At 35.9% G+C, this 26,091-nt stretch carries 26 protein-coding genes; 24 read left to right on the top strand and 2 right to left on the bottom strand.

Annotation, left to right across the window (positions count from 1 at the left end):
• Window positions 1-13 precede the first annotated feature (13 nt).
• The 21 genes from yqfC to HNR27_RS06935 all read left to right on the top strand — a co-directional run bounded on the left by yqfC (window position 14) and on the right by HNR27_RS06935 (window position 21,884).
• On the top strand, window positions 14-295 hold the full coding sequence (gene yqfC / locus HNR27_RS07035) for a sporulation protein YqfC (protein ID WP_212921067.1): 282 nt from the start codon (window positions 14-16) through the stop codon (window positions 293-295).
• A 72-nt stretch (window positions 296-367) separates the two neighbouring features.
• Window positions 368-1,594 carry a sporulation protein YqfD gene (gene yqfD, locus HNR27_RS07030; protein ID WP_429339233.1) on the top strand — a complete coding sequence of 409 codons (1,227 nt, stop codon included), beginning with the start codon at window positions 368-370 and terminating at the stop codon, window positions 1,592-1,594.
• 2 nt (window positions 1,595-1,596) lie between these two features.
• Window positions 1,597-2,559, top strand: a complete 963-nt coding sequence (locus HNR27_RS07025) for a PhoH family protein (RefSeq protein ID WP_212921065.1) — start codon at window positions 1,597-1,599, stop codon at window positions 2,557-2,559.
• Window positions 2,560-2,634: 75 nt separating this feature from the next.
• Complete coding sequence (locus tag HNR27_RS07020) at window positions 2,635-4,767, top strand: HD family phosphohydrolase (protein WP_429339232.1); 2,133 nt, start codon at window positions 2,635-2,637, stop codon at window positions 4,765-4,767.
• Window positions 4,768-5,232 (top strand): rRNA maturation RNase YbeY, encoded by a 465-nt coding sequence (gene ybeY, locus HNR27_RS07015; protein ID WP_429339231.1) that lies wholly within the window; start codon window positions 4,768-4,770, stop codon window positions 5,230-5,232.
• Window positions 5,222-5,575 (top strand): diacylglycerol kinase family protein, encoded by a 354-nt coding sequence (locus HNR27_RS07010; protein ID WP_212921062.1) that lies wholly within the window; start codon window positions 5,222-5,224, stop codon window positions 5,573-5,575. The genes ybeY and HNR27_RS07010 overlap by 11 nt, the downstream gene beginning before the upstream one ends.
• Before the next feature lie 218 nt (window positions 5,576-5,793).
• Window positions 5,794-6,696, top strand: a complete 903-nt coding sequence (era, locus tag HNR27_RS07005) for a GTPase Era (RefSeq protein ID WP_212921061.1) — start codon at window positions 5,794-5,796, stop codon at window positions 6,694-6,696.
• A gap of 155 nt (window positions 6,697-6,851) precedes the next feature.
• A complete protein-coding gene (locus tag HNR27_RS07000) occupies window positions 6,852-7,004 on the top strand; it encodes a YqzL family protein (RefSeq protein ID WP_212921060.1) in 153 nt (50 codons plus the stop codon).
• A gap of 25 nt (window positions 7,005-7,029) precedes the next feature.
• Window positions 7,030-7,773 (top strand): DNA repair protein RecO, encoded by a 744-nt coding sequence (gene recO / locus HNR27_RS06995; RefSeq protein ID WP_429339230.1) that lies wholly within the window; start codon window positions 7,030-7,032, stop codon window positions 7,771-7,773.
• Between the two features lie 465 nt (window positions 7,774-8,238).
• Complete coding sequence (gene glyQ / locus HNR27_RS06990) at window positions 8,239-9,117, top strand: glycine--tRNA ligase subunit alpha (RefSeq protein ID WP_212921058.1); 879 nt, start codon at window positions 8,239-8,241, stop codon at window positions 9,115-9,117.
• On the top strand, window positions 9,117-11,201 hold the full coding sequence (gene glyS / locus HNR27_RS06985) for a glycine--tRNA ligase subunit beta (protein ID WP_429339229.1): 2,085 nt from the start codon (window positions 9,117-9,119) through the stop codon (window positions 11,199-11,201). Before glyQ ends, glyS begins: the two co-directional genes overlap by 1 nt.
• Before the next feature lie 274 nt (window positions 11,202-11,475).
• A complete protein-coding gene (gene ccpN / locus HNR27_RS06980) occupies window positions 11,476-12,105 on the top strand; it encodes a transcriptional regulator CcpN (protein WP_212921056.1) in 630 nt (209 codons plus the stop codon).
• Window positions 12,106-12,125: 20 nt separating this feature from the next.
• Window positions 12,126-12,926, top strand: coding sequence for a pyruvate, water dikinase regulatory protein (locus HNR27_RS06975; RefSeq protein ID WP_244853557.1), 801 nt, complete (start codon window positions 12,126-12,128; stop codon window positions 12,924-12,926).
• A gap of 557 nt (window positions 12,927-13,483) precedes the next feature.
• Complete coding sequence (dnaG, locus tag HNR27_RS06970; RefSeq protein WP_429339228.1) at window positions 13,484-15,292, top strand: DNA primase; 1,809 nt, start codon at window positions 13,484-13,486, stop codon at window positions 15,290-15,292.
• 28 nt (window positions 15,293-15,320) lie between these two features.
• Window positions 15,321-16,442, top strand: coding sequence for an RNA polymerase sigma factor RpoD (gene rpoD, locus HNR27_RS06965; protein ID WP_212921053.1), 1,122 nt, complete (start codon window positions 15,321-15,323; stop codon window positions 16,440-16,442).
• Between the two features lie 80 nt (window positions 16,443-16,522).
• Window positions 16,523-17,077: a hypothetical protein gene (locus tag HNR27_RS06960; RefSeq protein ID WP_429339227.1), complete on the top strand. Its 555-nt coding sequence runs from the start codon at window positions 16,523-16,525 to the stop codon at window positions 17,075-17,077.
• Window positions 17,078-17,149: 72 nt separating this feature from the next.
• Window positions 17,150-17,524 carry a cytochrome c550 gene (gene cccA / locus HNR27_RS06955; RefSeq protein WP_212921051.1) on the top strand — a complete coding sequence of 125 codons (375 nt, stop codon included), beginning with the start codon at window positions 17,150-17,152 and terminating at the stop codon, window positions 17,522-17,524.
• 268 nt (window positions 17,525-17,792) lie between these two features.
• The gene (locus HNR27_RS06950) at window positions 17,793-18,509 is read left to right on the top strand and encodes a tRNA (adenine(22)-N(1))-methyltransferase (protein ID WP_212921050.1); all 717 of its coding nucleotides are present in this window, start codon (window positions 17,793-17,795) and stop codon (window positions 18,507-18,509) included.
• Entirely contained in the window at window positions 18,487-19,617 is a 1,131-nt protein-coding gene (locus tag HNR27_RS06945; protein WP_429339226.1) for a Nif3-like dinuclear metal center hexameric protein, read from the top strand. Before HNR27_RS06950 ends, HNR27_RS06945 begins: the two co-directional genes overlap by 23 nt.
• A gap of 42 nt (window positions 19,618-19,659) precedes the next feature.
• The gene (locus HNR27_RS06940; RefSeq protein ID WP_429339225.1) at window positions 19,660-20,973 is read left to right on the top strand and encodes a DEAD/DEAH box helicase; all 1,314 of its coding nucleotides are present in this window, start codon (window positions 19,660-19,662) and stop codon (window positions 20,971-20,973) included.
• Window positions 20,974-20,990: 17 nt separating this feature from the next.
• A complete protein-coding gene (locus HNR27_RS06935; protein ID WP_429339224.1) occupies window positions 20,991-21,884 on the top strand; it encodes a deoxyribonuclease IV in 894 nt (297 codons plus the stop codon).
• A gap of 410 nt (window positions 21,885-22,294) precedes the next feature.
• Here the strand turns inward: HNR27_RS06935 and HNR27_RS06930 are convergent, their stop codons facing one another.
• Window positions 22,295-22,588: a DUF2624 domain-containing protein gene (locus tag HNR27_RS06930; RefSeq protein ID WP_212921046.1), complete on the bottom strand. Its 294-nt coding sequence runs from the start codon at window positions 22,586-22,588 to the stop codon at window positions 22,295-22,297.
• A 171-nt stretch (window positions 22,589-22,759) separates the two neighbouring features.
• Here HNR27_RS06930 and HNR27_RS06925 point away from each other — a divergent pair, with 171 nt between their 5' ends.
• Window positions 22,760-23,119 carry a hypothetical protein gene (locus HNR27_RS06925; protein WP_212921045.1) on the top strand — a complete coding sequence of 120 codons (360 nt, stop codon included), beginning with the start codon at window positions 22,760-22,762 and terminating at the stop codon, window positions 23,117-23,119.
• Between the two features lie 48 nt (window positions 23,120-23,167).
• Here the strand turns inward: HNR27_RS06925 and HNR27_RS06920 are convergent, their stop codons facing one another.
• Window positions 23,168-23,485, bottom strand: a complete 318-nt coding sequence (locus HNR27_RS06920; RefSeq protein WP_429339223.1) for a hypothetical protein — start codon at window positions 23,483-23,485, stop codon at window positions 23,168-23,170.
• Between the two features lie 80 nt (window positions 23,486-23,565).
• On the opposite strand from HNR27_RS06920, the gene HNR27_RS06915 reads away from it, so the two are divergent.
• Both HNR27_RS06915 and HNR27_RS06910 read left to right on the top strand, forming a co-directional pair.
• Entirely contained in the window at window positions 23,566-24,201 is a 636-nt protein-coding gene (locus tag HNR27_RS06915; protein ID WP_429339222.1) for an NfeD family protein, read from the top strand.
• 186 nt (window positions 24,202-24,387) lie between these two features.
• Window positions 24,388-26,016, top strand: a complete 1,629-nt coding sequence (locus HNR27_RS06910; protein ID WP_429339221.1) for a Na/Pi cotransporter family protein — start codon at window positions 24,388-24,390, stop codon at window positions 26,014-26,016.
• The last annotated feature ends 75 nt before the right edge of the window (window positions 26,017-26,091 follow it).

The following is a 26,091-nucleotide window of genomic DNA, read 5'->3' as shown; positions in this document are numbered from 1 at the left end:
GGGGGCTCTTTTTGTGAGTAAACTACAACAACGATTACGACCCTGGCTAGTTAAGTATCTTTCCTTGCCTTCCGATGTTGTCATGGAATTACCTAGAATGACGATAATTGGCCAGTTACATGTATATATTGAAAACCATAAAGGCCTTTCTGTCTTTACAGATAATGAATTACGATTAAAGACTACAAAGGGATATATTCAAATAAAAGGCTCATCATTTGTGCTAAAAATGATGCTCCCTGAAGAAATTTTATTAGAGGGTAAAATTACGGAGGTTAAATTCATTCCCGCGTAGAATGAAATGACCTCCTACAAGTCATCATGATAAATCATAAATCCTGATCATATTACTAACCAGGAGGATGAGATGAAGCAAATACAAGGGTCATTTATTAGGGGATTTGTAACAATTGTTGTATCCGGACACATGCCAGAAATGTTCTTTCAGGAATGTGTTCGTAGGGGCATAACTGTTTGGAATATTAAGAGAGAAAACAAAAAAACCTGTAGTGGAAACGTAAAATTATCCGATTTACGCGAGGTCAAACGAATTAGACGTGAATTTCAGTATAAAATTTCGTTTCGTGAACGAAAAGGTTTTCCGTTTTTATTTTCTCGTTTTTTTAGAAGAAAAGAATTTGTACTCTCGTTTATTGCTAGTATATTTTTCATTTTATTCATGTCGAATATTATTTGGAAGGTTGAAATTACTGGCGAGCTTCCAAAGGAAATTGAAGAAAAGATATCCAAACAACTAAATAAATATGGTGTTCACCCTGGAGCATGGATTTTTACATTAGATCCTCCTGGAAAGATTCAGCAAAAGTTGACCGAGGATATACCAGAGTTATTATGGGTTGGTGTTCATCAGAAAGGGACAACATATCATTTAGAGGGCGTAGAAAAGATTGTCGTAAAAGAGGACAAGGTAGAGGGTCCGAGGAATATTGTGGCAGCTAAGAAAGGTGTTATTAAACGAATGTACGTCTCTAAAGGTCTACCAATAGTTTCTATTAATGATTATGTGGAGCCTGGTAAGGTATTAGTTTCAGGAATATTGAATGAAGTAGATAATAGTGCAGGAAACGAAGATGGGAAGGATAAAAAGAAGCCTGTTAAAGTTGCAGCCGAGGGTGAAATTATTGCTAGTACGTGGTATGAGGTCGATGTTACCATTCCTCTTAAGAAAAATTATGAACTTCTTACAGGAAAAAAAGAAAAGAAGTATTTTTTGGGATTCAATAATTTTACTTTTCCAGTTTGGGGCTTTGGTAAACCTGAATTTGAAGCAATACATTATGATTCTAATCAAACACCGATTAAGTTCTTAAAATGGGAACTACCTATATTCATTAAAGAGACAACCTTAAGCGAAAAACAATACCACGAAATTGTACGGACACATGAGGAAGCTGTGGAAGCAGGTATCAAACAAGCCAAGGAGGAGCTACAGCTTCAATTGGGACCAGAGGCGAAGATAGTATCGGAAAAAATTTTGCATGAATCGGTAGAGAATGGTAAAGTAAAACTATACTTATATATGACAGTTGAAGAAAATATTGCTAAAGCACAACCCATCACTCAAGGAGATTGATTATGCCAGAAAATTTAAACGCTATTGATATTGAACTAACTAATCCAGAAGAAGCGCTTGAGCTTTTTGGAAACAATGACAGATACTTAAAACATATGGAGGATAAACTAAATGTCTCAATCGTGACACGTGGAGAGAAAGTTAGTGTCTCTGGAACGGATGTTGATATAGCGGTCGTACAGGATGTACTGTTAACACTTCTCCAGGTTGTCAGAAAAGGAATTACCATTTCAGAACGAGATATTGTCTATGCAATTGAGCTAGCTAAGGATGGTAAAATAAATCAATTTGAAACCTTATTCGAAGATGTAATCACGAAGAATGTTAAAGGAAAATCCATTCGAGTAAAAACGCTTGGCCAAAAAAGCTATGTTGCAGCTATTAAAGCAAATGATTTAGTCTTCGGTATAGGGCCAGCAGGTACTGGTAAGACTTATTTAGCTGTTGTCATGGCAGTTCAAGCACTTAAGAATGGTTATGTAAAGCGAATTATATTAACAAGACCAGCTGTAGAAGCTGGTGAAAGTTTAGGTTTTTTACCAGGGGATTTAAAGGAAAAGGTTGATCCATATTTAAGACCGTTATACGATGCGTTAAATGATATTTTGGGTGCTGAGCATACTCTACGGTTAATGGAAAGAGAGACAATTGAAATCGCACCACTTGCCTATATGCGTGGTAGAACATTAGATGACGCGTTTGTTATATTAGATGAAGCACAAAATACGACACCTGAACAAATGAAGATGTTCTTAACGCGCTTGGGATTTGGATCTAAAATGGTTATCACAGGGGATCTTACACAAATCGATTTACCTAAAGGAATTAAGTCGGGTTTACAAGTAGTGGATAAATTACTTGCAAATATTAAAGGTATTTCCTTTATACATCTTACCCAAACAGATGTTGTGAGACACCCATTAGTTCAAAAAATAATTGATGCATATGAAAAGCAGCAATCATGAGATAACATAAGACCCAAGGGGAGGGTCTTATTTCTTTATTTTTACAATCAGAACAACATGGTGGAGGGGTGAAAAATGAATATGTTTAAAAACTTATTTGATTCTTTACTTAATGTTCGAACAAAGTGGATACGAATATTCATACCTGTGTTAGGTTTAGCTGTATATTTCTTTTTTCTAACCTTTAATAATGTCCATACTGAAACATATGATATTGAGCCACTAACAAATGCACGAGAGACAATACGGTCTCCAATTACGATAGAGAATAAACAAGAAACTTTAAGAAAGACAAGAGAAGCGTCTGAATCCGTAGAAGATCGATTTGATATTTCTGAGGATGTTGCGGAAGAACAAATTGGATATGTGGAAGAGATTTTTACAGCAATTAACAAACTGGAAACTGAGACGCAAGAGCTAGCGAAGTCTTCTGATGGACCAGTAAAGTTATCAAACCAGGAAAAGGTTTTACGACTAAAGGAACTATTATCTAATTCTATCACTGAAAAGGTTGATGACAGTGTATTCTTGCGTTTAATCGATGTTCCTGCAGTCGAACGTAAACGAGGAATGGATATTTTTATCTCGTACTTAAAGGATGAATACCATATTGGCGTTCGCACAAAAAATAAAACTAGTGCCATTGAAAATGTAAAAGAAAATATCAAGTATTCACCACTAGATAATAATATGATTGATGCACTGACAGAATTAAGCGAATTTGCTATTGTTGAAAACTCGTTTTATGATCAAGAGAAAACTGCAGAGGCACGCAATCAAGCGGTCAGTAATGTTGAACCAGTCATGATTAATGCTGGAGAAGTAATCGTTAGAGAAGGAGAAGCGATTACAAATGAAGTGTATGAGAAACTTCAGCTTGTCGGCTTATTAAATGAGGACCGAAATGTATTTCCGGTAATAGGACTTGGATTATTTATACTACTAATTTGCTCGATTATTGGTTTTGAAATGAATCGGATCGATAATCAAAAAAGACTGGATAAAGGCAAGATCGCTTCCATTATTTTAATAAGTTTTTTTGTTGTTTCTATCATGAAGGTTATCAGTATTTTTACAACGCAGGCTAACCAGCTTTTCTTTATTGTTCCAATAGCGACTGGTGTCCTATTAGTAAAACAATTAATTACGGATCGTTTGGCGATTGTCTTGTCCATATTATATGCATTATTAGGTGGAATTATCTTTAATGGTCAAATACCAGGTTCTTTAAATATCGAAGCAGTCATTTATTTCTTATTCTCTCAATTTGGTGCGAACATCTTCTTAATGAATGTAAAGGATCGTCTCGCTATAGTTCGTTCTGGAATAGGCATGACTATTGTTAATATTATTGCTATATTACTATTTGTATTCTTGTCCTTTGAAAAATATTCATTGGGTGATGTAATTATATTGGGTGGCTTTGGTATTGCTTCTGCATTTTTATCAGCAGTATTAACGATAGGCTTACTACCATTCTTTGAGACTGGGCTTGGTATATTATCTGATATTAAATTACTGCAGCTCTCGAGTCCGAATCAACCATTACTAAAGAAAATTCTTACGGAAGCACCAGGAACGTATCATCATTCTATCATGGTTGCAAATTTGAGTGAAACAGCCTGTGATGCAATTGGTGCAAATGGGTTATTGGCGCGTGTGGCAGCGTATTATCACGACATTGGAAAAACAGTAAGACCCCATTATTTTATTGAAAACCAATTGTCTATTAAAAACCCACATGATGTCATCTCACCGATACAAAGTGCAGAAATCATTATTAGGCATCCCTATGATGGTGCTGAACTATTAAAGAAAAACCGCATGCCAAAGGAAATCATTGATGTTGCCATGCAGCATCATGGTACAACATTACTCAAGTATTTTTATTATAAAGAGAAAGAAAATAATAAGGATGCCCGTGAAGAAGATTTTCGTTATCCAGGTCCAAAACCACAAACGAAGGAAACTGCGATAATTTCAATTTGTGACTCGGTCGAAGCGGCTGTCCGTTCGTTGAAGGAACCAACGGAAGAGAAAATAGAAGAAATAGTTTCTAGTATAGTTAATGATCGATTAATGGATGGTCAGCTGGATGATTGTCCACTTACATTTAAAGAAATTAAAATTATCCATCAAACGATTTGTGAAACATTAAAAGGAATCTTTCACTCAAGAATTCAGTATCCAACAAAGGAGGCAAATTAAGTGCAAATAGATTTTCAAGATAATACGAATACTGTTACAGAAAATCATCTTGAACTAGTTCAAGGCATATTAAAGCTAGCAGCAAAGAAAGAAAATATATCTGATGATGCTGAGGTCTCTGTTACTTTTGTTACGAATGAAGAAATTAAGGAAATTAATCGAGACTATCGAAATTTAGATAAACCAACAGATGTTATCTCATTTGCCCTTGAAGAATCCGTGGAAGGGGAAATGGCAATTATCGGTGAAGATCTTCCAGTAGTCTTAGGAGATATTATCATATCTGTAGAACGAGCAGAGGAACAAGCAAAGGATTATAATCATTCATTTGAAAGAGAATTAGGCTTTTTAGCAGTTCATGGATTTTTACATTTGCTAGGGTATGACCACATGACAAAAGAGGATGAGAAAATCATGTTTGGTAAGCAAGAAGAGATTTTAGGGGAGTACAATCTTGGCAGATAAAAAGAAATCCATTGGATTTACTTATGCATTTAGCGGTTTAAAGGAAGTTTTTAAATCAGAACGTAATTTTCGATTCCATATTATTTCAGCCATTCTAGTTATTATTGCTGGATTCTTATTAGGATTTGGTCTCATAGAATGGATGATAGCGATAACTGTCATTGGATTGGTAATGACCGCAGAAATTTTGAACACAGCAATAGAGGAAATTATTAACTATCTCAGGCCAGAGATACATCCAGCAGCAAAAAAAATTAAAGATTTGGCAGCTGCTGGAGTATTTATCGCTGCTGTAACTGCATTTGTTGTAGGTTTATTATTATTTTTGCCGAAATTATTTTAATCACCGCAAAAGCGGTGTTTTTTTATGTTTTTTTGCATATAATAGAGTGCTTTATCGATTGTCGAATAAAAATTGTTAAGCATGCTCATTTTTTATCGAAGCATTAAATCTTTTCAAAGGTTTTGTCGATAGCATGAAACCTGAAAGATTTTATAGTATAATAGACCAAACAAAGAACGATTCTATATTAAAAAAGCTATACTTCTTGGAGGAACTACATGGAAACAAATTACAAATCAGGTTTCATCGCTATAATTGGAAGACCAAATGTTGGTAAATCAACCTTTATGAACAAAGTCATTGGACAAAAAATTGCTATAATGAGTGACAAGCCACAAACAACAAGAAACAAAATACAAGGTGTCTTAACTCAATCTGATGCACAATTCGTATTTATTGATACGCCGGGAATACATAAGCCAAAACACCGTCTTGGTGATTTTATGGTAAAAATAGCTGAGAATACTTTAAATGAAGTTGACGCAGTACTCTTCATGATCAATGCAGAAGAAGGTTATGGTAGAGGTGATCAATTTATTATTGACCGACTTCAACGTGTCAACAGTCCAGTCTTCTTAGTAGTCAATAAGATAGACCTTGTACATCCAGATAAACTACTACCGTTAATAGAGCTATATCGTGAAAAGTATGATTTTGAAGAAATTATTCCAATATCTGCCCTTGAGGGGAATAATATAAATCGACTTTTGGACGTTTTAAAAGGGTATCTGCCAGAAGGACCACAATTCTATCCGGCAGACCAAGTAACTGACCATCCGGAAAGATTTATTATTAGTGAACTAATTCGGGAAAAAGTATTGCATCTTACAAGAGAAGAGATTCCGCATTCCATAGCGGTAGTTATTGAAAATATTGAAAAAAGAGAATCCAACGCTATTTTCATTCAGGCTGTCATTGTGACGGAACGAAAATCGCAAAAAGGAATATTGATAGGTAAACAAGGTAGTATGCTAAAAAATGTTGGTAAAAACGCCCGAAAGGATATTGAAGCACTACTGGGATCAAAGGTTTATTTAGAGCTTTGGGTTAAGGTTCAGAAGGACTGGCGAAATAAACAAAGCCAGCTATATGAATATGGGTTCCGTGATGACGAATATTAAAGTTGGAAAAAATTATAACTAATGATTCATGACTGTATGGAAAGGCTAAACATACTGGATCATTGAAAGATGTCCAGAAATACATGCAAGTAAACTTTGTTCTAACTTCAAAAAGATACTTCAAAAGAGAAGTACAAAGAAAGGTGTGTTTTCTTGTGATCGACTTTGTATGGAAATTATTTAGTCAAACAGGAAATATTGAGACCTATTTACTTATGAAAGAGTTAGAAAATGATTATAATGAGCTACCAGACGAGGGAAGCTCTGCTGCAAATCTGGATAATTTACCGGTGGACACTAACTTATAGCATGCAATAAAGAAGGGGAATCTGTATGCTAGAAAAAATTGATGGATTAATTATAAAAACGAGAGAATATGGTGAAACACATAAGATAGTCACGATATTTAGTAAAAGACTTGGTAAATTCTCGGCAATTGCTAGGGGAGCAAAAAAACCAAAGAGTAGAATGGCTGCTGTTACGCAGCCGTTCATTTATGGTCAATTTTTTGTCTATGTCAGTAAAGATTTAAGCAATATCCAACAAGGAGAGATTATAAACTCTTTTCGTGCAATAAGGGAAGATATTGTGAAGACTGCCTATGCGGCTTATTTGATGGAATTGACTGACAAGCTTCTAGATGACAAGACACCAAACGGGGAGATTTTTGACCAATTAATGCAAACCTTTGAGTGGATTAGTGAAGAAGCTGATGTTGAGATTCCCATAATGATGTATGAAATAAAGCTATATCGTGCAGGTGGATTTGCTCCTATAGTTGATCGATGTACGAATTGTGGTAGTAAGAATGGTCCATTCTCTTTTTCGTTTGTGGAAGGTGGGATTTTATGCCCGAACTGCACAGCTGTAGATTCAGATGCTGTTCCATTGCCACAACCTGTTGTAAAGCTTCTCTATATTTTTTCTACATATGGACTCGAGCGTGTTGGCACAATTTCAGTTAAAAAAGAAAATCGTGACCTAATCCGAAAAATATTGGACACGTATTATGACCGTTACGGCGGATATTTTTTGAAATCTAGAAAATTCCTGAATCAGTTGGATAAGCTACAATAGCTTAGCATAAATATTGACAATATAGGCCTTAGTAAAGTAATATGATATATATTTCATATACGATGTGACGAAAGAGAAGAGTACGTACTGATTATCTTTTTTAAGCGAGTCCAGGAGGGTGAAAGCTGGATAATAGAGCAGTAGGGAAGGCACTCTGGAGCATCACCAACATACAAGTGGCTTTATTTTTGTAATAGAGCAAATAGGGTGGAACCGCGGAAATGTAACCCGTCCCTATGTCTATGAATTGATTTGTAGACATAGGGACGGGTTTTTTAACTTTCTGAAAAATTTCCACCAATAAAAAGGTCTTATGATTGTTTAGTTATTTGGATAAGTGGACACTTACTTATCGAGTTAGAGATCATGTTCTCAAGGTAACATCTTCCCAAATATCGCTCATTCATGGATAAAAGGGTGCATAGTTCTCAATTAAAGTAAAAATAAAATGGAGGGAAATAAAGTATGAATATACAAAACATGATTTTAACCTTACAAAAGTATTGGTCTGAACAAAACTGTATTTTAATGCAAGCTTACGATGTCGAAAAGGGTGCAGGAACAATGTCCCCTATGACATTACTAAGAAGTCTTGGTCCAGAACCGTGGCGAGTCGCTTATGTAGAGCCATCGAGAAGACCTGCAGATGGTAGATACGGAGAGAATCCAAACAGGCTATATCAACACCATCAGTTCCAGGTTGTCATTAAGCCCTCTCCTGATAATATTCAAGAGCTTTACTTAGAGTCTCTCAAGGCCTTGGGAATTAATCCTTTAGAACATGATATTCGTTTTGTTGAGGATAACTGGGAAAACCCAACACTAGGAGCTGCAGGACTAGGCTGGGAAGTATGGTTAGACGGTATGGAGATTACGCAATTCACCTACTTCCAACAAATCGGAGGACTTGAAGCAAATCCAGTAGCTGTCGAATTAACATATGGGATTGAACGACTAGCCTCTTATATTCAAGACAAAGAAAATGTTTTTGAATTAGAGTGGACAGATGGATTTACGGTGCATGATATTTTTAAACAACCAGAATATGAGCATTCCAAGTATACATTTGAAGAATCTAATGTGGAAATGTTATTTGAATTATTTGCCAAGTATGAAACCGAGGCTAAAAAAACGATGGATAAAGGATTAATTTTCCCGGCATATGATTATGTCTTGAAATGTTCACACACCTTTAATCTTTTAGATGCAAGGGGAGTAATCTCTGTAACAGAAAGAACAGGCTATATTGCAAGAATCCGTAATTTAGCAAGAAGTATTGCTAAATCCTATGTGGCTGAAAGAGAAAAACTAGGCTTTCCAATGCTAAAAAAGGAGGCTAAATAATGGCTAAGAATGTACTTTTTGAAATAGGATTAGAAGAGTTACCGGCACGATTTATTGATGATGCAGAACTTCAATTGGCAGAGAAAACAAAAAATTGGTTAGAAGAACTCCGTATTAATTATGCTTCGATTGAAACATTCTCTTCACCTAGAAGACTAACCGTTTTAATCCACGATATTGCTGAAAATCAAGCAACGATTGAAGAGGAAGCAAAAGGTCCGGCGATTAAAATTGCTCAGGACGAGAATGGCAATTGGACAAAGGCTGCTATTGGTTTTACAAAAGGTCAAGGAAAAACAGTTGATGACATATATACAAAGGAAATCAAAGGAGTTACGTATATCTTTGTCAATAAAGTAATCGAGGGTAAGCCTACAGAATCACTTCTACCTGGATTTGACGAAATTATTACATCGATTCAATTTACAAAAAATATGCGTTGGGGAGAGCAGACATTACGCTATGCAAGACCTATTCGCTGGATCGTAGCACTTTATGGTAATCAAGTTATTCCTTTTGAGATTGCAGGAGTAACAACTGGAAATATTTCTTATGGACATCGTTTTTTGGGAAGCGAACTGACAATAGAAAATCCGTTAGATTATAAAGCACAATTACGGAAAAGTTACGTGATTGTCGACCATCAGGAACGCGAAAAGATGATTATTGATGGTATTAAATTAATTGAGGAAAAGAATGGCTATCAAGTTCCAATCGATCCAGAATTATTGGATGAGGTCCGTAATTTAGTAGAATATCCAACCGCTTTCTTAGGGGCATACGAAGAGGAGTTCTTAGCCCTTCCTGAAGAAGTGCTGATTACATCGATGAAGGAGCATCAACGATATTTTCCAGTAAAATCAGGAGATGGGAAGCTGCTTCCTTACTTTGTAGCGGTTAGAAATGGTGATGCCCATGCGATTGAAACCGTAAGAAAAGGAAATGAGAAAGTATTACGGGCAAGGCTATCAGATGCGCAATTCTTCTTTGAAGAGGATCAAAAGAATTCAATTGAATTTTATATTAATAAATTATCGAATGTGGTTTTCCAAGAAAAACTAGGTACGATACGTGATAAAGTAAACCGAGTGGTTCGTTTATCGAAAGAAATTGCGGAAAAATTAGCAACTGATTCCAATACTACGGTATTGGTGGCTCGAGCTGCTGAATTGAGCAAATTCGATTTAATGACGAATATGGTTAATGAATTTACTGAATTACAGGGTGTTATGGGCGAAAAATATGCAAGAATTTTTGGCGAGGATGAAGCAGTTGCTGTTGCAATTAGAGAACATTATATGCCAACTAGTGCTAATGGAGAGATTCCTGGAACGTTGGTAGGTTCCATCGTAAGTGTAGCTGATAAGCTAGATACGATTGTAGGCTGTATTGGAGTTGGTTTACGACCTACTGGTTCTCAAGATCCATATGGACTACGGAGACAAGCAATAGGTGTTCTACGAATATTAACGGAAAGAAAATGGGATATTTCCGTTGCTGATTTATTTGGAATTGCGATTGAACTATATAGAAATTTAAATCTTGAACACTTTAACACAGAGACTGTAGTTGATGATTTACGTGGCTTTATCCAGCAGCGAGTTGCTTTTGTTCTTAAGGAAAGCGGTATAGAGCAAGATATCATACAGGCTGTAACTAGCGGTGAAATAGGTGTTATTGCAACTATTTTGAAAAAGGCAAGTATTTTATCTGCAAAACGTAATGAGGAATCCTTCAAACCTGTTCAAGAAGCACTAGGAAGAGTTCTAAACTTAGCTGAAAAAACGGAGGAGATAGAGGTTCAGCCTCAGTATTTTGAAACGGATTCTGAAAAGGAATTATTTGCTGTTTATGAAAAAGTTGCATCTAATTATAGGATGCTTATTGAAAAAGGGGATCTTGAAGGTGCATTTCATGAATTAGAAACATTAACAGATCCTATTCATGAATTCTTTGATCATAATATGGTCATGGCAGATGATGAAAAATTAAAGAATAATCGTTTAGCATTACTGAACCGAATAGCTCTGGTACTAAACAGCTTTGCAGATTTGAATGCTATTGAGTGGAAGCAGCATTTTTAATTCAATTGAAAGAATTGATGGGTCATTAATGGCTATAAGGTTATCAGTTATTTTCAACAATCTTTTGAAATGTTGCTATACTAATTTCCATTTCCTGTGTAAATAGGCTATAATTTTGGTTAATAGTATGTCTATTTTTAATAGATGTCTAGCTTTGGGCGGTAGTGAATAATGATAGAGTCTCGAATAGGGCAAATCCTACTCAAGAATTACTCATCTTTCTATTCGACTAGTAGGTGCCTGATGCTTTTCTAAATTGTTGGGTGGTGAAATCGTGGAGTTATCCAATCGACAAGAAAAAATAATAGAAATTGTAAAAAATAATGGACCTATTACAGGTGAGCATATTGCAGATAAATTAAACCTGACAAGGGCAACATTAAGACCAGATCTTGCTATCCTTACAATGGCGGGTTTTTTGGATGCTAGACCACGTGTAGGCTATTTTTACACCGGAAAAACAGGCTCTGAATTGTTAACAGAGAAGATCAAAAAGTTCAAAGTATACGAATATCAATCCGTGCCAATTGTAGTAAATGAAAGTGCATCCGTGTATGATGCTATTTCTACGATGTTCTTAGAGGATGTTGGCACACTCTTTATTGTAGATAAAAACTCATGCTTAACAGGAGTAGTGTCACGTAAGGATTTGCTACGGGCAGCAATTGGAAAACAGGATTTAAACACTGTTCCCGTTCATATTATTATGACAAGAATGCCGAATATTACAGTATGCAGAAAGGAAGACCTTCTTATTGATGTTGCCAACAAGTTGATTTCGAAACAAATAGATGGTCTTCCAGTTGTTAAAGATACTGCACAAGGCTTAGAAGTAGTTGGTAGGGTTACAAAAACCACCATTACCAAAGTTTTTGTAGAACTAATTTCAGATAATCATATCTAACCTTAGGGGGATGGATGCCTGTGAATCGTAAAAAATCAGTTTTTATTTTATCGGATTCAGTTGGCGAAACAGCCGAATTGGTCATTAAAGCGGGATTAAGTCAATTCAGTAATGATTATGAAATTCTACGTATACCATACGTGGAAGACATCAAGACAATTGATGAAACCTTAAATCTAGCAAAAGAAGAAAATGGTATTATTGGCTTTACACTAGTTGATCCAAGTTTTCGAGATTATTTACAAAAAAAAGCAACTAGTTTACATATCGAAGCAATCGATATTATGGGGCCGATGTTACAAGCGATGGAAAGGGCTTTTGGAAAAAAGCCAAGAATGGAGCCGGGCTTGGTCCATAAATTAGATGAGGATTATTTTAAGAAAGTAGAAGCAATTGAGTTTGCTGTTAAGTATGATGATGGTCGTGATCCAAGAGGGATTGGTAGAGCTGATATTATACTTATTGGCGTATCAAGAACGTCAAAAACGCCACTATCACAGTTTTTGGCACATAAACGCTATAAGGTTGCGAACATTCCGATTGTCCCTGAAGTAGAGCCACCTGAAGAATTATTTTTAGTAGACCCGAAGAAATGTATCGGTCTGAAAATCGAGCCTGAAAAGTTAAACGATATTCGGAAAGAGCGACTAAAAGCATTAGGTCTTGGGGATCAAGCTTCCTATGCTAATATAGAAAGAATTCAAGAAGAGTTGGATTACTTTCATAAAGTAATGGAAAGAATCGGCTGCAGAGTAATTGATGTTTCTAATAAGGCAGTAGAGGAAACAGCGAACCAAATATTACGATTAATAAATGAATAAAAATACGTTAGGAGCATGACTCGTTGAACGCGCCACTATCTACTTAACAGGTTGCAGAAGTTCAGAGGAGAATGCTCCTATCTTTGTGGGTTTCTTCGTTAGAATAAGCTTTTGGCTACACCAAAGAAAGAAATCGCAAAAAAAAAAATCATAAAGGTATAGTATTTTTTTATAAAATGTATTATAATAATTTTTTGTGTAAAAATAGATGATATTGTATAGAATAGTACAGTATGTGTGAAGTATAGATATTCAGAAAAATAAAACATTCATTTTTAAGAAGGAATCTGAAATTTTTTGTAGAATAGTATTAATAGACTAATTTTATATGTTTAATTTATACATAAATAGTCTAGTTATAAGGTATAAGGATTTTTGATTATACAAGACTTAATTTATGATTACTTCTTATCCTTCTAATAATGTTTTACATGCATAGAAGGAATTTTTTTCGACCAATATAAAAAACTTGTCGAAATTTGAAGGATTTTATGCATAGCTTATCGAAATTACAGTAATACAGTAATCTTTATTACTTTATAAGCATGGTGGTAAATATGGCAAATCAAATACCGGAGGAATTAATTGAACAGGTTCGCACATCAAATGATATCGTTGATGTTATTGGCGAATACGTACAGTTAAAGAAACAAGGTAGAAATTATTTTGGACTATGCCCGTTCCACGGGGAAAAGACGGCCTCTTTTTCCGTAACACAGGAAAAACAGATTTTTCATTGCTTTGGATGTGGAAAAGGTGGAAATGTAGTAACATTTCTGATGGAGATGGAGAACTTCTCCTTTTTTGAAGCTATTAAGTATTTAGCAGAAAGAGCTAATATCGATTTGCCAGTTGATGCGACGAGTAGAGAATCTCCGATTTCAAGTGAAAACCAACAAATACTTTCTGCACATGAGTGGTTAACAAAACTATTTCATCATTTGATCCGATTTACAAAGGATGGTAAAGCTGGCTATCAATATCTCCAAGAGAGGGGTATTACTGATGAAACGATTGATACGTTTCAACTTGGCTTTGCTCCGAATACAAAGAATTTTACTGCAACCTTTTTAGAGAAAAAAGGCTTTCATCAGCAGATGCTTGTAAAATTTGGCCTTTTAAGTAGAAGTAGTGAAGATGGATCAATATCTGACCGATTTAGGGGAAGGGTTATCTTCCCAATTCGCAACCACTTAGGAAAAACAATCGCATTTGGGGCTAGGGCACTTCAAGGCGGTGAACCAAAATACTTAAATAGCCCAGAAACAGAGCTATTCCAAAAGGGGAAAATCCTTTACAACTTTGACCTAGCGAAGAAACATATTCGAAAATCGAATGAAGTTGTATTATTTGAAGGATATTTTGATGTCATCTCTGCTTATCAATCAGGAGTTCAAAATGCTGTAGCAACAATGGGAACAGCATTAACAGAAATACAGGCAAAATTGCTTAAGCGCTATGTAGATACTGTCATCATATGTTATGACGGTGATAAAGCTGGAATCGAAGCAACTTATCGAGCGGCACAGCTACTGGAACAAGTCGGTTGCCTAGTGAAAATTGCTAGTATCAAGGATGGACTAGATCCAGATAGCTTTATTAAGGAATATGGTGGGGATGCATTTAAACGAGAAGTTCTTGAGGCTAGTCAAACCTTTATGAGCTTCTATATGCAATATAAGAAGAAGGACTTTAATTTAAGTCTTGAAGGCGACCGAATTCAATATGTAACTGAAATCTTACAGGAATTAGCCAAAATTGAAAGCCCGGTTGAGCGAGAATTTTATATTAAGGAACTAAGTAATGAATATAATATTACAGTTGAATCATTACAGCATGAAATAAACCAGTATCGGCAAAAAACGGGTATCCAAAAGGATAAGCGGGAAAAAGACAGATATACTAATAATGTACAAAAGTCAAGTAAATTACTTCCAGCATTCCATAATGCGGAGAGAAAGCTATTATCCTATATGCTTCAAAACCAGTCTATTGCAGAAAGGGTACAAGAAGAAATAGGTGCCTCCTTCAATATTGACGAGCATAAGATTATCGCAACCTATTTATATGCTTTTTATGAAGAAGGTAATACCGAGGATGTTAGCATATTTATTGAGCGTTTAGTTGACGAGAAAATTAGAAAATTAGTTATTGAATTGGCGCTAGATGATGCCCAATCAGATATCAGTGATAAAGCAGTCAGTGACTACATCCGAATTATTCAAAATGAAAGTAGTACTGGGGTAAATTTAAAACAGCTTAAAGCCGAGCAGAGATTAGCCGAACAACAGAAAGACCCAATAAAGGCAGCTCAAATTGCTCTAAAAATTATAGAGTTACAAAGACAAGTTAAACACTTAAATTGATTGAAGTAGTTAGGAAGGAGGGGGACTCATGGCTGACAACAAACCTTCACAAACAAAAGAAAATGAGCCAGAGTTAACATTAGAAAAAGCTAAAGAACAGCTGATTGAAATTGGAAAAAAACGAGGTGTTCTTGCTTACGAAGAGATTGCGGATCGCTTATCTAATTTTGAAATTGAACCGGATCAAATGGATGAATTTTATGAACATTTAGGTGATCAAGGTATAGATGTGATAGGTGAATCAGATGATGACCCTAAAATGAAGGAAATTGAAAGTGAAGAGGAATTTGATGTTAATGACTTAAGTGTACCTTTAGGCATTAAGATTAATGACCCTGTAAGGATGTACTTAAAGGAAATTGGTAGGGTAGATCTGTTATCTGCTTCTGAAGAGATTGAACTAGCTACACGCATTGAGCAAGGTGACGAAGAGGCTAAAAAGAGACTTGCAGAAGCAAACCTTCGCTTAGTAGTTAGTATTGCCAAGCGCTATGTTGGTAGGGGAATGCTATTCCTTGATCTTATCCAAGAAGGAAACATGGGACTAATTAAAGCGGTTGAAAAGTTTGACTATCGTAAAGGTTTTAAATTTAGTACGTATGCAACCTGGTGGATTCGTCAAGCGATTACAAGAGCGATTGCAGATCAGGCAAGAACAATCCGTATTCCTGTTCATATGGTTGAAACCATTAATAAACTTATTCGCGTGCAAAGACAATTGCTTCAGGATTTAGGTCGGGAACCAACACCAGAAGAAATTGGTGAAGAAATGGATTTAACACCAGATAAGGTTCGCGAAATATTAAAGATTGCACAGGAGCCAGTCTCGTTGGAAACTCCTATTGGTGAAGAAGATGATTCCCATTTAGGTGACTTCATTGAAGACCAGGAAGCTATTTCTCCCTCCGATCATGCAGCATATGAGTTATTAAAAGAACAGCTAGAAGACGTTCTAGATACCTTAACCGATCGAGAAGAAAATGTGCTTCGACTACGCTTCGGTCTAGATGACGGGCGTACAAGAACATTGGAAGAAGTAGGTAAAGTATTTGGCGTTACTCGTGAGAGAATCCGTCAAATTGAGGCGAAAGCACTTCGAAAGCTAAGACACCCTAGTCGTAGTAAACGGTTAAAAGACTTTTTAGATTAATAATTGGTTGGTCATTGGCCGAGAGAGGAGGGCAATGACTTTCCTTCTTTTATCTTTTTATCTGCAGTGGGGTGATAAGAATGGCAGATGAACGGATAGCTACCATCGTGAAAGAAATTAAATACTGGAAGGAACATAAATTACTTCCGGAAGTACAATGTGATTTTTTACTGGCCCTATATACACAAGGGGAGGAAGAATCTACACTGCTTAAAAAGAAATCAAAAGGAATGCTTTTACTGTATCTCCAGATAATTTTACTTGTTATGATGGTACCGTTTTCATTTCTTGTAGTTTATTTTACTCAATATAATTTTATTTTGCAACTGAGTATTTTACTTCTTTCTATTGGGTATGCAATTTGGGTATATAGCCATAATTATAAGAAGAAAAGTCAATTAATGCATATCGCACTAATTTTACTCTTAGTTCAACTATTTATTGCGACTGTCTTAATTGCTAACTTATTAAAGTTTAATCAATATATAATTATTGCAATTACGATACTGAATTTTGTTGGGTGGTTTTTCTTAGGTCAAAAATTGCGTAACAAATATTTGATATATACTGGCATTTTGGCTATGGTTATCACTTTGTTCGTAAACTTTTCACATCTTTTTTCTTTTAACTATTAAGATTTTAATATAGAATAGATATAGCTATGAGGAATACTAAGTATTCCGGGGATACATAAGGAGGAAATACTGATGAAACGAAACCCAGTAATCCCATACGCAATAATTGCTATTATTGGGATACTAGCTGTAATTATTATCTCAGCAGTAGGTATTGGCCAAAGGGATCAGATTGCGTCAGGTGGTGAAGAACAAGAACAAACCGATGGAGCACCTATGGAAGATCCAGAAGAAATCCTTAATGCTGCAAGCTGCTTGGCTTGTCATGGACAGGATCTCTCTGGTGCGGCAGGTCCAGCACTTAATAAAATTGGGGCAGAGTTATCCTTAGATGAAATTCAAGATATAATCACCAATGGAACTGATGGTGGTATGCCTGCACAAAAGGGAAAACTATCTGATGATGAGATTTCCATTATTGCGAAGTATTTAAGTGAGAAAAAATAAATAGCTAAAAAGTAAGCTTTCTGTCCACAATCAGAAAGCTTTTCTTTTATTGAATCGCATTGTTTAACGGGGATTTTATCCTTGTTATTAAAAAGTCGATACGTAAAGTAATGGTAAGCTGTCTGTAATCGTCCGATTTTTTCTGGCCTATAGGCTGTAGGTCAAAAAGGCATGTATCAGGACGTCTCGAATTTAGCCATTGTTCTTTCTTCAGTGGGGAAACCATAACCCTATTGATTGAAGTTTTACTTAATTGCGGAGGTTAGTTATGACGGAAGATGTTAAACTGTCAGAGCGTTTAATAACGGTAGCTTCTTTCTTGCCAATAGGAGCTAATTTTGCTGATATAGGCTCAGATCATGCATATTTACCGTGCTATGTATGTATGAATGATGAAACAGCACGGGCAATAGCAGGAGATGTAAGGGTAGGTCCATTATCTAGTGCAAGGGAAACGGTTTCTAAGTACAATTTGACTCATGTCGTTGATGTACGTCTTGGAGATGGTCTTCAAGTATTAAAGGAAAATGAAGTCGAGCAAGTTGTCATTGCTGGTATGGGTGGTTCCCTTATTCGAACAATTTTAGAACAAGGTCAGGATAAACTGGGTAGGGTTGAACTTATAATCGCTCAACCTAATGTGGATGAAAAAAATGTACGTAAATGGTATATGGAAAACGATTATCAGATACAAGATGAAGTCATACTAGAGGAGAATGGACATATTTACGAAATCATAGTTGGTAAGAAATCAACTAATTTAAAACCGTTAACAGATAGAGAAATCTTTTTTGGACCTATATTATTAAAGGAAAGATTACCTCTATTTTATAAAAAGTGGCAGATTGAGAAGGACAAATTATCTCGAGTGCTTAAACAAATGGGCCAAGCAAAAACAAAGGATCATACTAAAATGGCCAAATTTAAGATACAATTGGAATGGATAGAGGAGGTGCTAGAGGATGCAAAAAACAATCACCAATAAGGATATTTTTAAGCTTATTGAGAGCTGGGCACCTAAAAACTATGCCTATGACTGGGACAACATTGGATTACAGGTCGGTTCTTATAACAAGCCAGTGAAGAAAATAATGATTACATTGGATGTGTTAGAGCCAGTTGTGGACGAAGCGATTGCCAACGGGGTTGATTTAATCATTGCCCACCACCCTCTATTATTTAAACCATTAAAGCTATTAAATATTGATCACTGGCGTGGAAGAATTATTAAAAAGCTCATTCAACATGATATTAGTGTTTATGCAGCACACACCAATTTGGATGTTGCAGAGGGTGGTGTTAATGATATGTTGTCTGATTTATTGGGGTTAGTGGATAAAGAGATCCTAACCGATGTAAATCAAGAATCACTATTTAAAATTGCTGTTTTTACACCCGAAACCCATGTAGAGAATGTAGTAGATGCTATTAGTAAAGAAGGAGCAGGGCATATTGGGAAATATAGTCATTGTACCTTTCAATCAAATGGCACCGGAACCTTCATGCCTCTTGAAGGGACAACCCCATTCATTGGTCAGCAAAATCAACTAGAGAGAGTCAAGGAAACGAAGATTGAAACCATTGTTCCAGAATCAATCCTTCATCAAGTCATCGAATCTATGATTGCTGCTCATCCATATGAAGAAGTAGCATATGATGTTTATCCGTTACAAAATCCTGGTAAAAAATACGGAATAGGAAGAGTTGGGTCTTTACCGGAAGCATTAACTTTACGAGATTTTGCTGAAAAGGTGAAAGGTGCCTATAACATGAGTCATGTACGAGTTATAGGTGAATTAACCAAGAAGGTTAAAAGAGTTGCAGTTCTCGGTGGAAGTGGAGAAAAATATCTCTATCCAGCTGTGCAAAAGAAAGCCGATGTATATATTACAGGTGATATGACCTTTCACCAGGCACAAGAAGCTCTGGAAATGGGGCTAGCGGTAATTGATGCAGGACATTACATCGAGCATGTCATGAAGGCTGGTACCAAAACCTATTTAGATAGAAAGCTTAGGGAAATGGGTTCGATATCCCAAGAAATAGAGATTAGACTTTCCGAAGTTAATACGGATCCATTTCAGTATCAATAAGACTACAAAGGTTCTTACGGCAAGTATTAAAGGAGAAATTTCATGAATAATTCATTTGGAAATATGATGTTACATCCGCTTATGTTAGATGTGATTAAGAAATTAGAATTTCAAAAACCAACGGAAATACAACAAAAAGTTATCCCTTCTGTTTTGAAGGGGAAAAGTGTAATTGGACAATCACAAACAGGCTCAGGGAAGACTCATGCATTCTTGCTCCCGTTGTTTAACCAATTAGATGAAAATTTGCATGAGGTTCAATATGTTATTACCGCACCAACTCGTGAGTTAGCTACCCAGCTATACAATGAAGTAAAGAAAATCATAAAGCTTGCAGATAAAGAACAGGTATGGAAGGCAAAGCTATTAGTTGGTGGAACAGACAAACAAAAAATGATGGAAAAATTAAAGGAACCGCCACATTTCATTGTTGGTACACCTGGACGGATACTAGATTTAGTGAAAAATGAAGCGTTGTCCATTTTTTCATCAAAAGCCTTTGTTATTGATGAGGCAGATTTAATGTTAGACCTCGGCTTTATTGATGATGTAGATCAATTACTTGTTCGATGTAAGCCAGAAATTCAGTTAATGGTATTTTCTGCAACTATTCCCCAGCGTTTAGAGCATTTCTTTAAGAAGTATCTTGAAAATCCATTACATGTGAAGATTGCTAATGAGCTTTCTCCTGAATCGATGGAGCATCGGCTTATTGCAGTTAAACATAGAGATGAGGCATCGATTATCTACGAGATATCACAAGCCATTAATCCATATTTAGCTATTATCTTTACCAATGGAAAAGAAAATGCAAATTCATTACATGCTGATTTATTAGAGAAAGGATTAAATGTTGGGCTGATTCATGGTGGTCTTACCCCACGAGAAAGAAAGCGGGCATTAAAGGAAATTCAGGACTTACGTTATCAATATATTGTTGCAACTGATTTGGCATCTAGGGGAATTGATATCAAAGGTGTTAGTCATGTGATAAATGCACAGCTTCCTAAGGAAGAAGAGTTTTATATCCACCGAGTTGGTAGAACGGCAAGAGCGGGTATGGAAGGTACTGCAGTAAGCTTATATCGCGAAGAGGACATTAAACTCATAGAAAAATTGGAGCAAAAAGGCTTACAATTTGTTTTTTATGATGTAGGTAATGGTGAATGGAAGGATGCAAAAGCATGGAACGAACGAAACCTTCGTCCAAAGACAACAACAACCATTGAAAAAGAAGCATGGAAACAGGTTAAAAAGCCAAAGCAAGTCAAACCAGGATATAAGAAAAAAATGAAAAAGCAGCAGGAAGCAATTAAGAGAAAGTTAACCAAACAGAGTAGACAGAAAAAAAAGTAATAGGAGAGGTGTAAGGAATGCTTAAAATAGGATCACATGTATCGATGAGTGGGAAGGAAATGCTATTAGCGGCAAGTAAAGAGGCAGTTTCGTATGGTGCCAATACATTTATGATTTATACTGGTGCGCCACAAAATACTAGAAGAAAACCAATCGAAGAACTGAATATTGATGCAGGACTAAAACATATGGCGGATAATGGTATTGTGGATATTGTTGTTCATGCGCCATATATTATCAATATTGGCAACTCTGTAAAATCTGAAACCTTTGAGTTAGGTGTGAATTTCTTAAAGATGGAAATTGAACGAACTGAAGCTATCGGTGCAAAGCAAATTGTACTTCATCCAGGAGCCCATGTTGGTGCTGGTGCAGAAGACGGTATTAAAAAAATTATTCAAGGTCTGAATGAAGTGTTAGAAAAGAATCAACAGGTTCAAATTGCACTGGAAACCATGGCTGGAAAAGGTTCAGAGGTTGGTAGGAAATTTGAAGAAATAGCTCAAATTATTGATGGTGTTACACATAATGATAAGTTATCCGTTTGTTTCGATACATGTCATGTTCATGATGCTGGATATGACATTGTAAATGACTTTGATGGTGTGCTAAATGAATTTGATAAAATCATTGGTGTCGATCGGATTAAGGTTGTTCACGTAAATGATAGTAAGAACAGTTGCGGTGCACAGAAGGACAGACATGAAAATATTGGCTTCGGACATATCGGATTTGATGCATTACATTATATCATCAACCATCCGCAATTAGCAGAATTACCAAAGATACTGGAGACTCCTTATGTAGGTGAAGATAAGAAAAATAAAAAGCCTCCATATAAATTTGAAATTGATATGCTTCGAAATGGTACCTTTGATGCAAATTTAAAAGAACTAATTGAAAATCAATGATTTATATAGGCTGAGACATAATGAAAGTAATCAACTCAAAAAATGAATAGATTTGCTGTTCAGCATAGAAATTCATGTGTTACTTCTAGATAGAGGAAAGACTTTTACTGGGTTCGAGGTAAGGCTTCCGATATTTTTCTCGTCCTTCAGGTGGAAAGGTATCGGTGAGCCTCAAAAGTTCAAAAGGAGGTCGTAATGTTAGGGGCAATACCTCCTATGACCTCCTTGACTTTTCTTCATGACCGACATTCTGTCGATCTGTGGCCTACCAGCCGCTTGGGGGTCAGGCACGTAATCCTTTTTTGAGTAGTGGTTACGTCTTTACTAGAAGTGAAAGTGACAATATTTCTTGAAGCTAGTTTTTTACCGAAGCAGATTATTCGATTAATTGTGGATAAAATCTTTTTGTCTCAGCCTCTTTCATTAAATAGGTCCTCAACGCCATACGATTTAATTAGTTCGTGAAATAGCTGATTAGCCTTTTTAGCTGTTTGTGGATCCGTTATCCGACTTAAATCATTTAGCATTTTATCTCTTTCTTTCTTATCAAAAGGATCAATTCGATTCCCCTGAACATATTTGGAAATTTCCTTCGCTTGTTCAGAGCTTAGGTTAAATCCATATTCCTTTGCATACTTCAAAATATCCTCTGAAGTAATTTGTCTCATTTTTGTTAAAATAATTTGTTTAATAAAAAATGACATGCTAACAACTCCTTCCACTCCACTTTATGCAATTATATAAAAGAACTCAACTTGTTTATAAGAATAACCTGCAAACTACCCTAACTTTTCATATGGAAAAAAGTAGCATTATATAATCCGTCATTCTCCACAAACTATAGATGCACCTCACCAAAAAGAAGGAGGTCAATCATGGACGATAAAAATCGTACAAAAGATGTAGAGAATGCTCCATTACGAGGGGAAGACAGGTATAGGGATGGATATTATTCCAGAAGAGATGAGGAAACAGCAGCTGAGTTAACTGCTGATGATTATCGCAGAAGTGTAGCAGTCGATGATGACACGGAACAAGCTAGTTCTGCTATGGGATGGATTGCCTTAGCGTTATCTATTGCTTCATTCTTCTGGGCACCAATCCTTTTAGGTGGAGCAGGTATTATTGTTGGGTTTATTGCGAGAAACCGAAATGCCAACACGCTAGGTAACATCGCTATTGCAGCAGGTGCTATATCCATTTTGATAACACTGTTCATATTACCCTTTGTTTAGATAGGGAGACTGGTCTTAATAGCCAGTCTCTTTCTTTTTGGATTCAAGCTAGTATTTAGGGAAGAAGTAAAAATGGTTTATTATTAATCGCTCTGGATCACTATTTGGATTTAGAGAGGAAAAATCATTCAGGACTTTTTCGATATCTAAATCAGAACTTTCCGGATTTAGTCGTTCGACAACAGTAAGTACTGTATCGCCAGGTCCTAATTTCACCTTTACAGCCTCAAATGACACCACATTTAATTTTTCTGTTGGAGCTGGAACAAGCTTATTTTTAGAGGAGAGATCCGTCCCGTAATATATGTCTTTATATATACTGACCATAAATAGTATAATGAGAATGGTAATAATTAATTTTTTCATGTATTATTCCTCCAATAATGAAACTATTTTGAACGATTAATCGTATAAAGAGACAGAACATGTTGAAAGGGAGAAAGGGAATGGATATATTTTCTCAAGATTGGATTGCTTTAGTCATAACAGGATTAGCTACATTATTTTTAGTTGGGGAAGTATTAGTGAATATGCGGGGTATCTTTGCCATTTTAGGTATTGGTTTTATTACCGTTTATTTTTCAGTATATTTGGAAACGAACTCCCTTATTCTTATGCTTGTCATTTATTTTGTCGGAATCCTATTAATTATTATTGATGGAAAAGTATTGAATGATGGTACACTAGCAACAATTGGAACAGTGAGTATGCTCGCAGCAGTTGCACTGCCTGCACCAAATTTTGCTGCAGGGCTGTATGCAGTATTAGGTGTTTTACTTGGTGCTGGGGGATCGCTACTATTCTTAAAGGTTTTTAAGCGTCGTGAAATGTGGAATAAAATTACACTGAAGGATCAGTTAACGAGTGAAGCAGGATACAACTCAATGAATGAGGAATATAAAGAATTATTAAATCAAACTGCAATTACCTTAAACGATATGCGACCAGTTGGTACAATTCGCGTTGGCATGAAAGATTATAGTGCGGTATCGAATGGCCAATGGATTGAAAAAGGTACTGAAGTAAAAATTACTCAGGTTGATGGTACTAAAATATTGGTGGAGCCAAAAAATAATTCTTAGACAATTTGTCTACGAATTATTTTTTTGTCTACATTTGTTAAATAAAGTGTAAATTTGCAGAATATTCTTATGTAAATTTTATGTAAAGATTTTTCATAATTACTTTACAATTAACTTTGTATTTACAATAATAATGAGGATGTCCTATTTATTATAACTTGATACTTATTAAAGGAGCGGCTGTCATTGGGGATAGATATTCAAAATTTAATTTTTGAATTTATCGGTGGATTAGGTATTTTCCTCCTCGGAATAAAATTTATGGGGGATGGACTGCAAAAATCTGCGGGAGACCGATTACGGGATATATTAGATAAATTTACCAGTAATCCATTTCTTGGGGTTTTAGCCGGAATGATTGTTACCATGTTAATCCAAAGTAGTTCAGGAACAACTGTACTAACGGTCGGGCTTGTAAATGCGGGTTTTATGACATTAAGACAAGCAATCGGAGTTATCATGGGTGCAAATATCGGAACAACGATTACTGCATTTATCATTGGTATTGATATTGGAGAGTATGCACTACCAATCATTGCTGTTGGAGCTTTATTAATCTTCTTCTTTAATAATCAGAAGATTACTGCTATTGGTCAAACTGTATTTGGATTCGGAGCGCTATTCTTTGGACTTGAACTAATGAGTAGTGGGATGAAACCTTTGCGAACATTGGAAGCATTCCAGGATTTAACACTTAGTATGAGTGAGCATTCCCTACTAGGAGTTGTAGTCGGAACACTATTCACACTTATAGTACAGAGCTCTAGTGCAACCATCGGTATTCTTCAAGGGTTATATGCAGAAGGTGCGATGGATTTAGATGCAGCATTACCAGTTCTGTTCGGTGATAATATTGGAACAACGATAACAGCTGTTTTAGCCGCATTAGGAGCATCTGTAGCTGCAAGAAGAGCTGCTGGTGTACACGTCATTTTTAATATCGTAGGGACTGCTATTTTCTTAACCTTACTTGTACCATTTACACACTATATTGAATTTTTACAAGGGGCACTGTCACTCGATGAAAAAATGACAATAGCATTTGCTCATGGAAGCTTTAATGTGTTTAATACAATTATACAGTTTCCGTTCATAGGCGGTTTGGCTTGGATTGTCACGAAGATTATCCCTGGACAAGACACGATGATTGAATATAAGCCACAGCATTTAGATCCAATCTTTATTCAGCAATCATCGGCACTTGCATTGGATCAGGCGAAAGCAGAGATTGTTCGTATGGGGGAATACGCCCATCAAGGACTGGAGGAAACAAATAATTATTTAACAACAAACCAAGCAAAGCACTCAGACATGGCTATGCAAATAGAAGGTGCACTGAATAGCTTGGATCGTAGTATAACCGATTATTTAATTGATATTTCGGGTGGCTCATTATCGGAATTCGAGAGTGAAAAGCACACGATATTAATGGATATGGTACGTGATATTGAAAGAATCGGTGATCATTTTGAAAATATTATTGAACTAATTGATTATAAAATTTCGAATAAGGTAGTTATGACTGATCAAGCACAGGAAGACTTAAATAATATGTTTGACCTGACGATGTCAACTGTAAAACAGGCCATTCGTGCTTTAGATAAAGAGGACAGAGAAGAAGCACTTGCTGTAATGCAGAAGGAAGATAAGATTGACAAAATGGAAAGAACCTATCGAAAAAAACATATAATTCGTATGAATGAAGGAATATGTAGTGTATCTGCAGGAATTGTTTTCGTCGATATTATCTCCAATCTAGAACGCATCGGTGACCATGCAGTAAATATTGCACAGGGTGTTTTAGGGGAACATTAAGATGATCACACAGCGAAATTGCTGTGTGATTTTTTATCGTTTTTCATAAATATTTTCATTTAAGCTATCAGAATC

Source organism: Ornithinibacillus bavariensis, from assembly GCF_050433565.1.
In the GTDB taxonomy this organism is placed as follows: Bacteria; Bacillota; Bacilli; order Bacillales; family Amphibacillaceae; genus Ornithinibacillus; species Ornithinibacillus bavariensis.
Note: the sequence above shows the minus strand (reverse complement) of the source record. Positions and strands in the feature narration are given on the sequence as shown.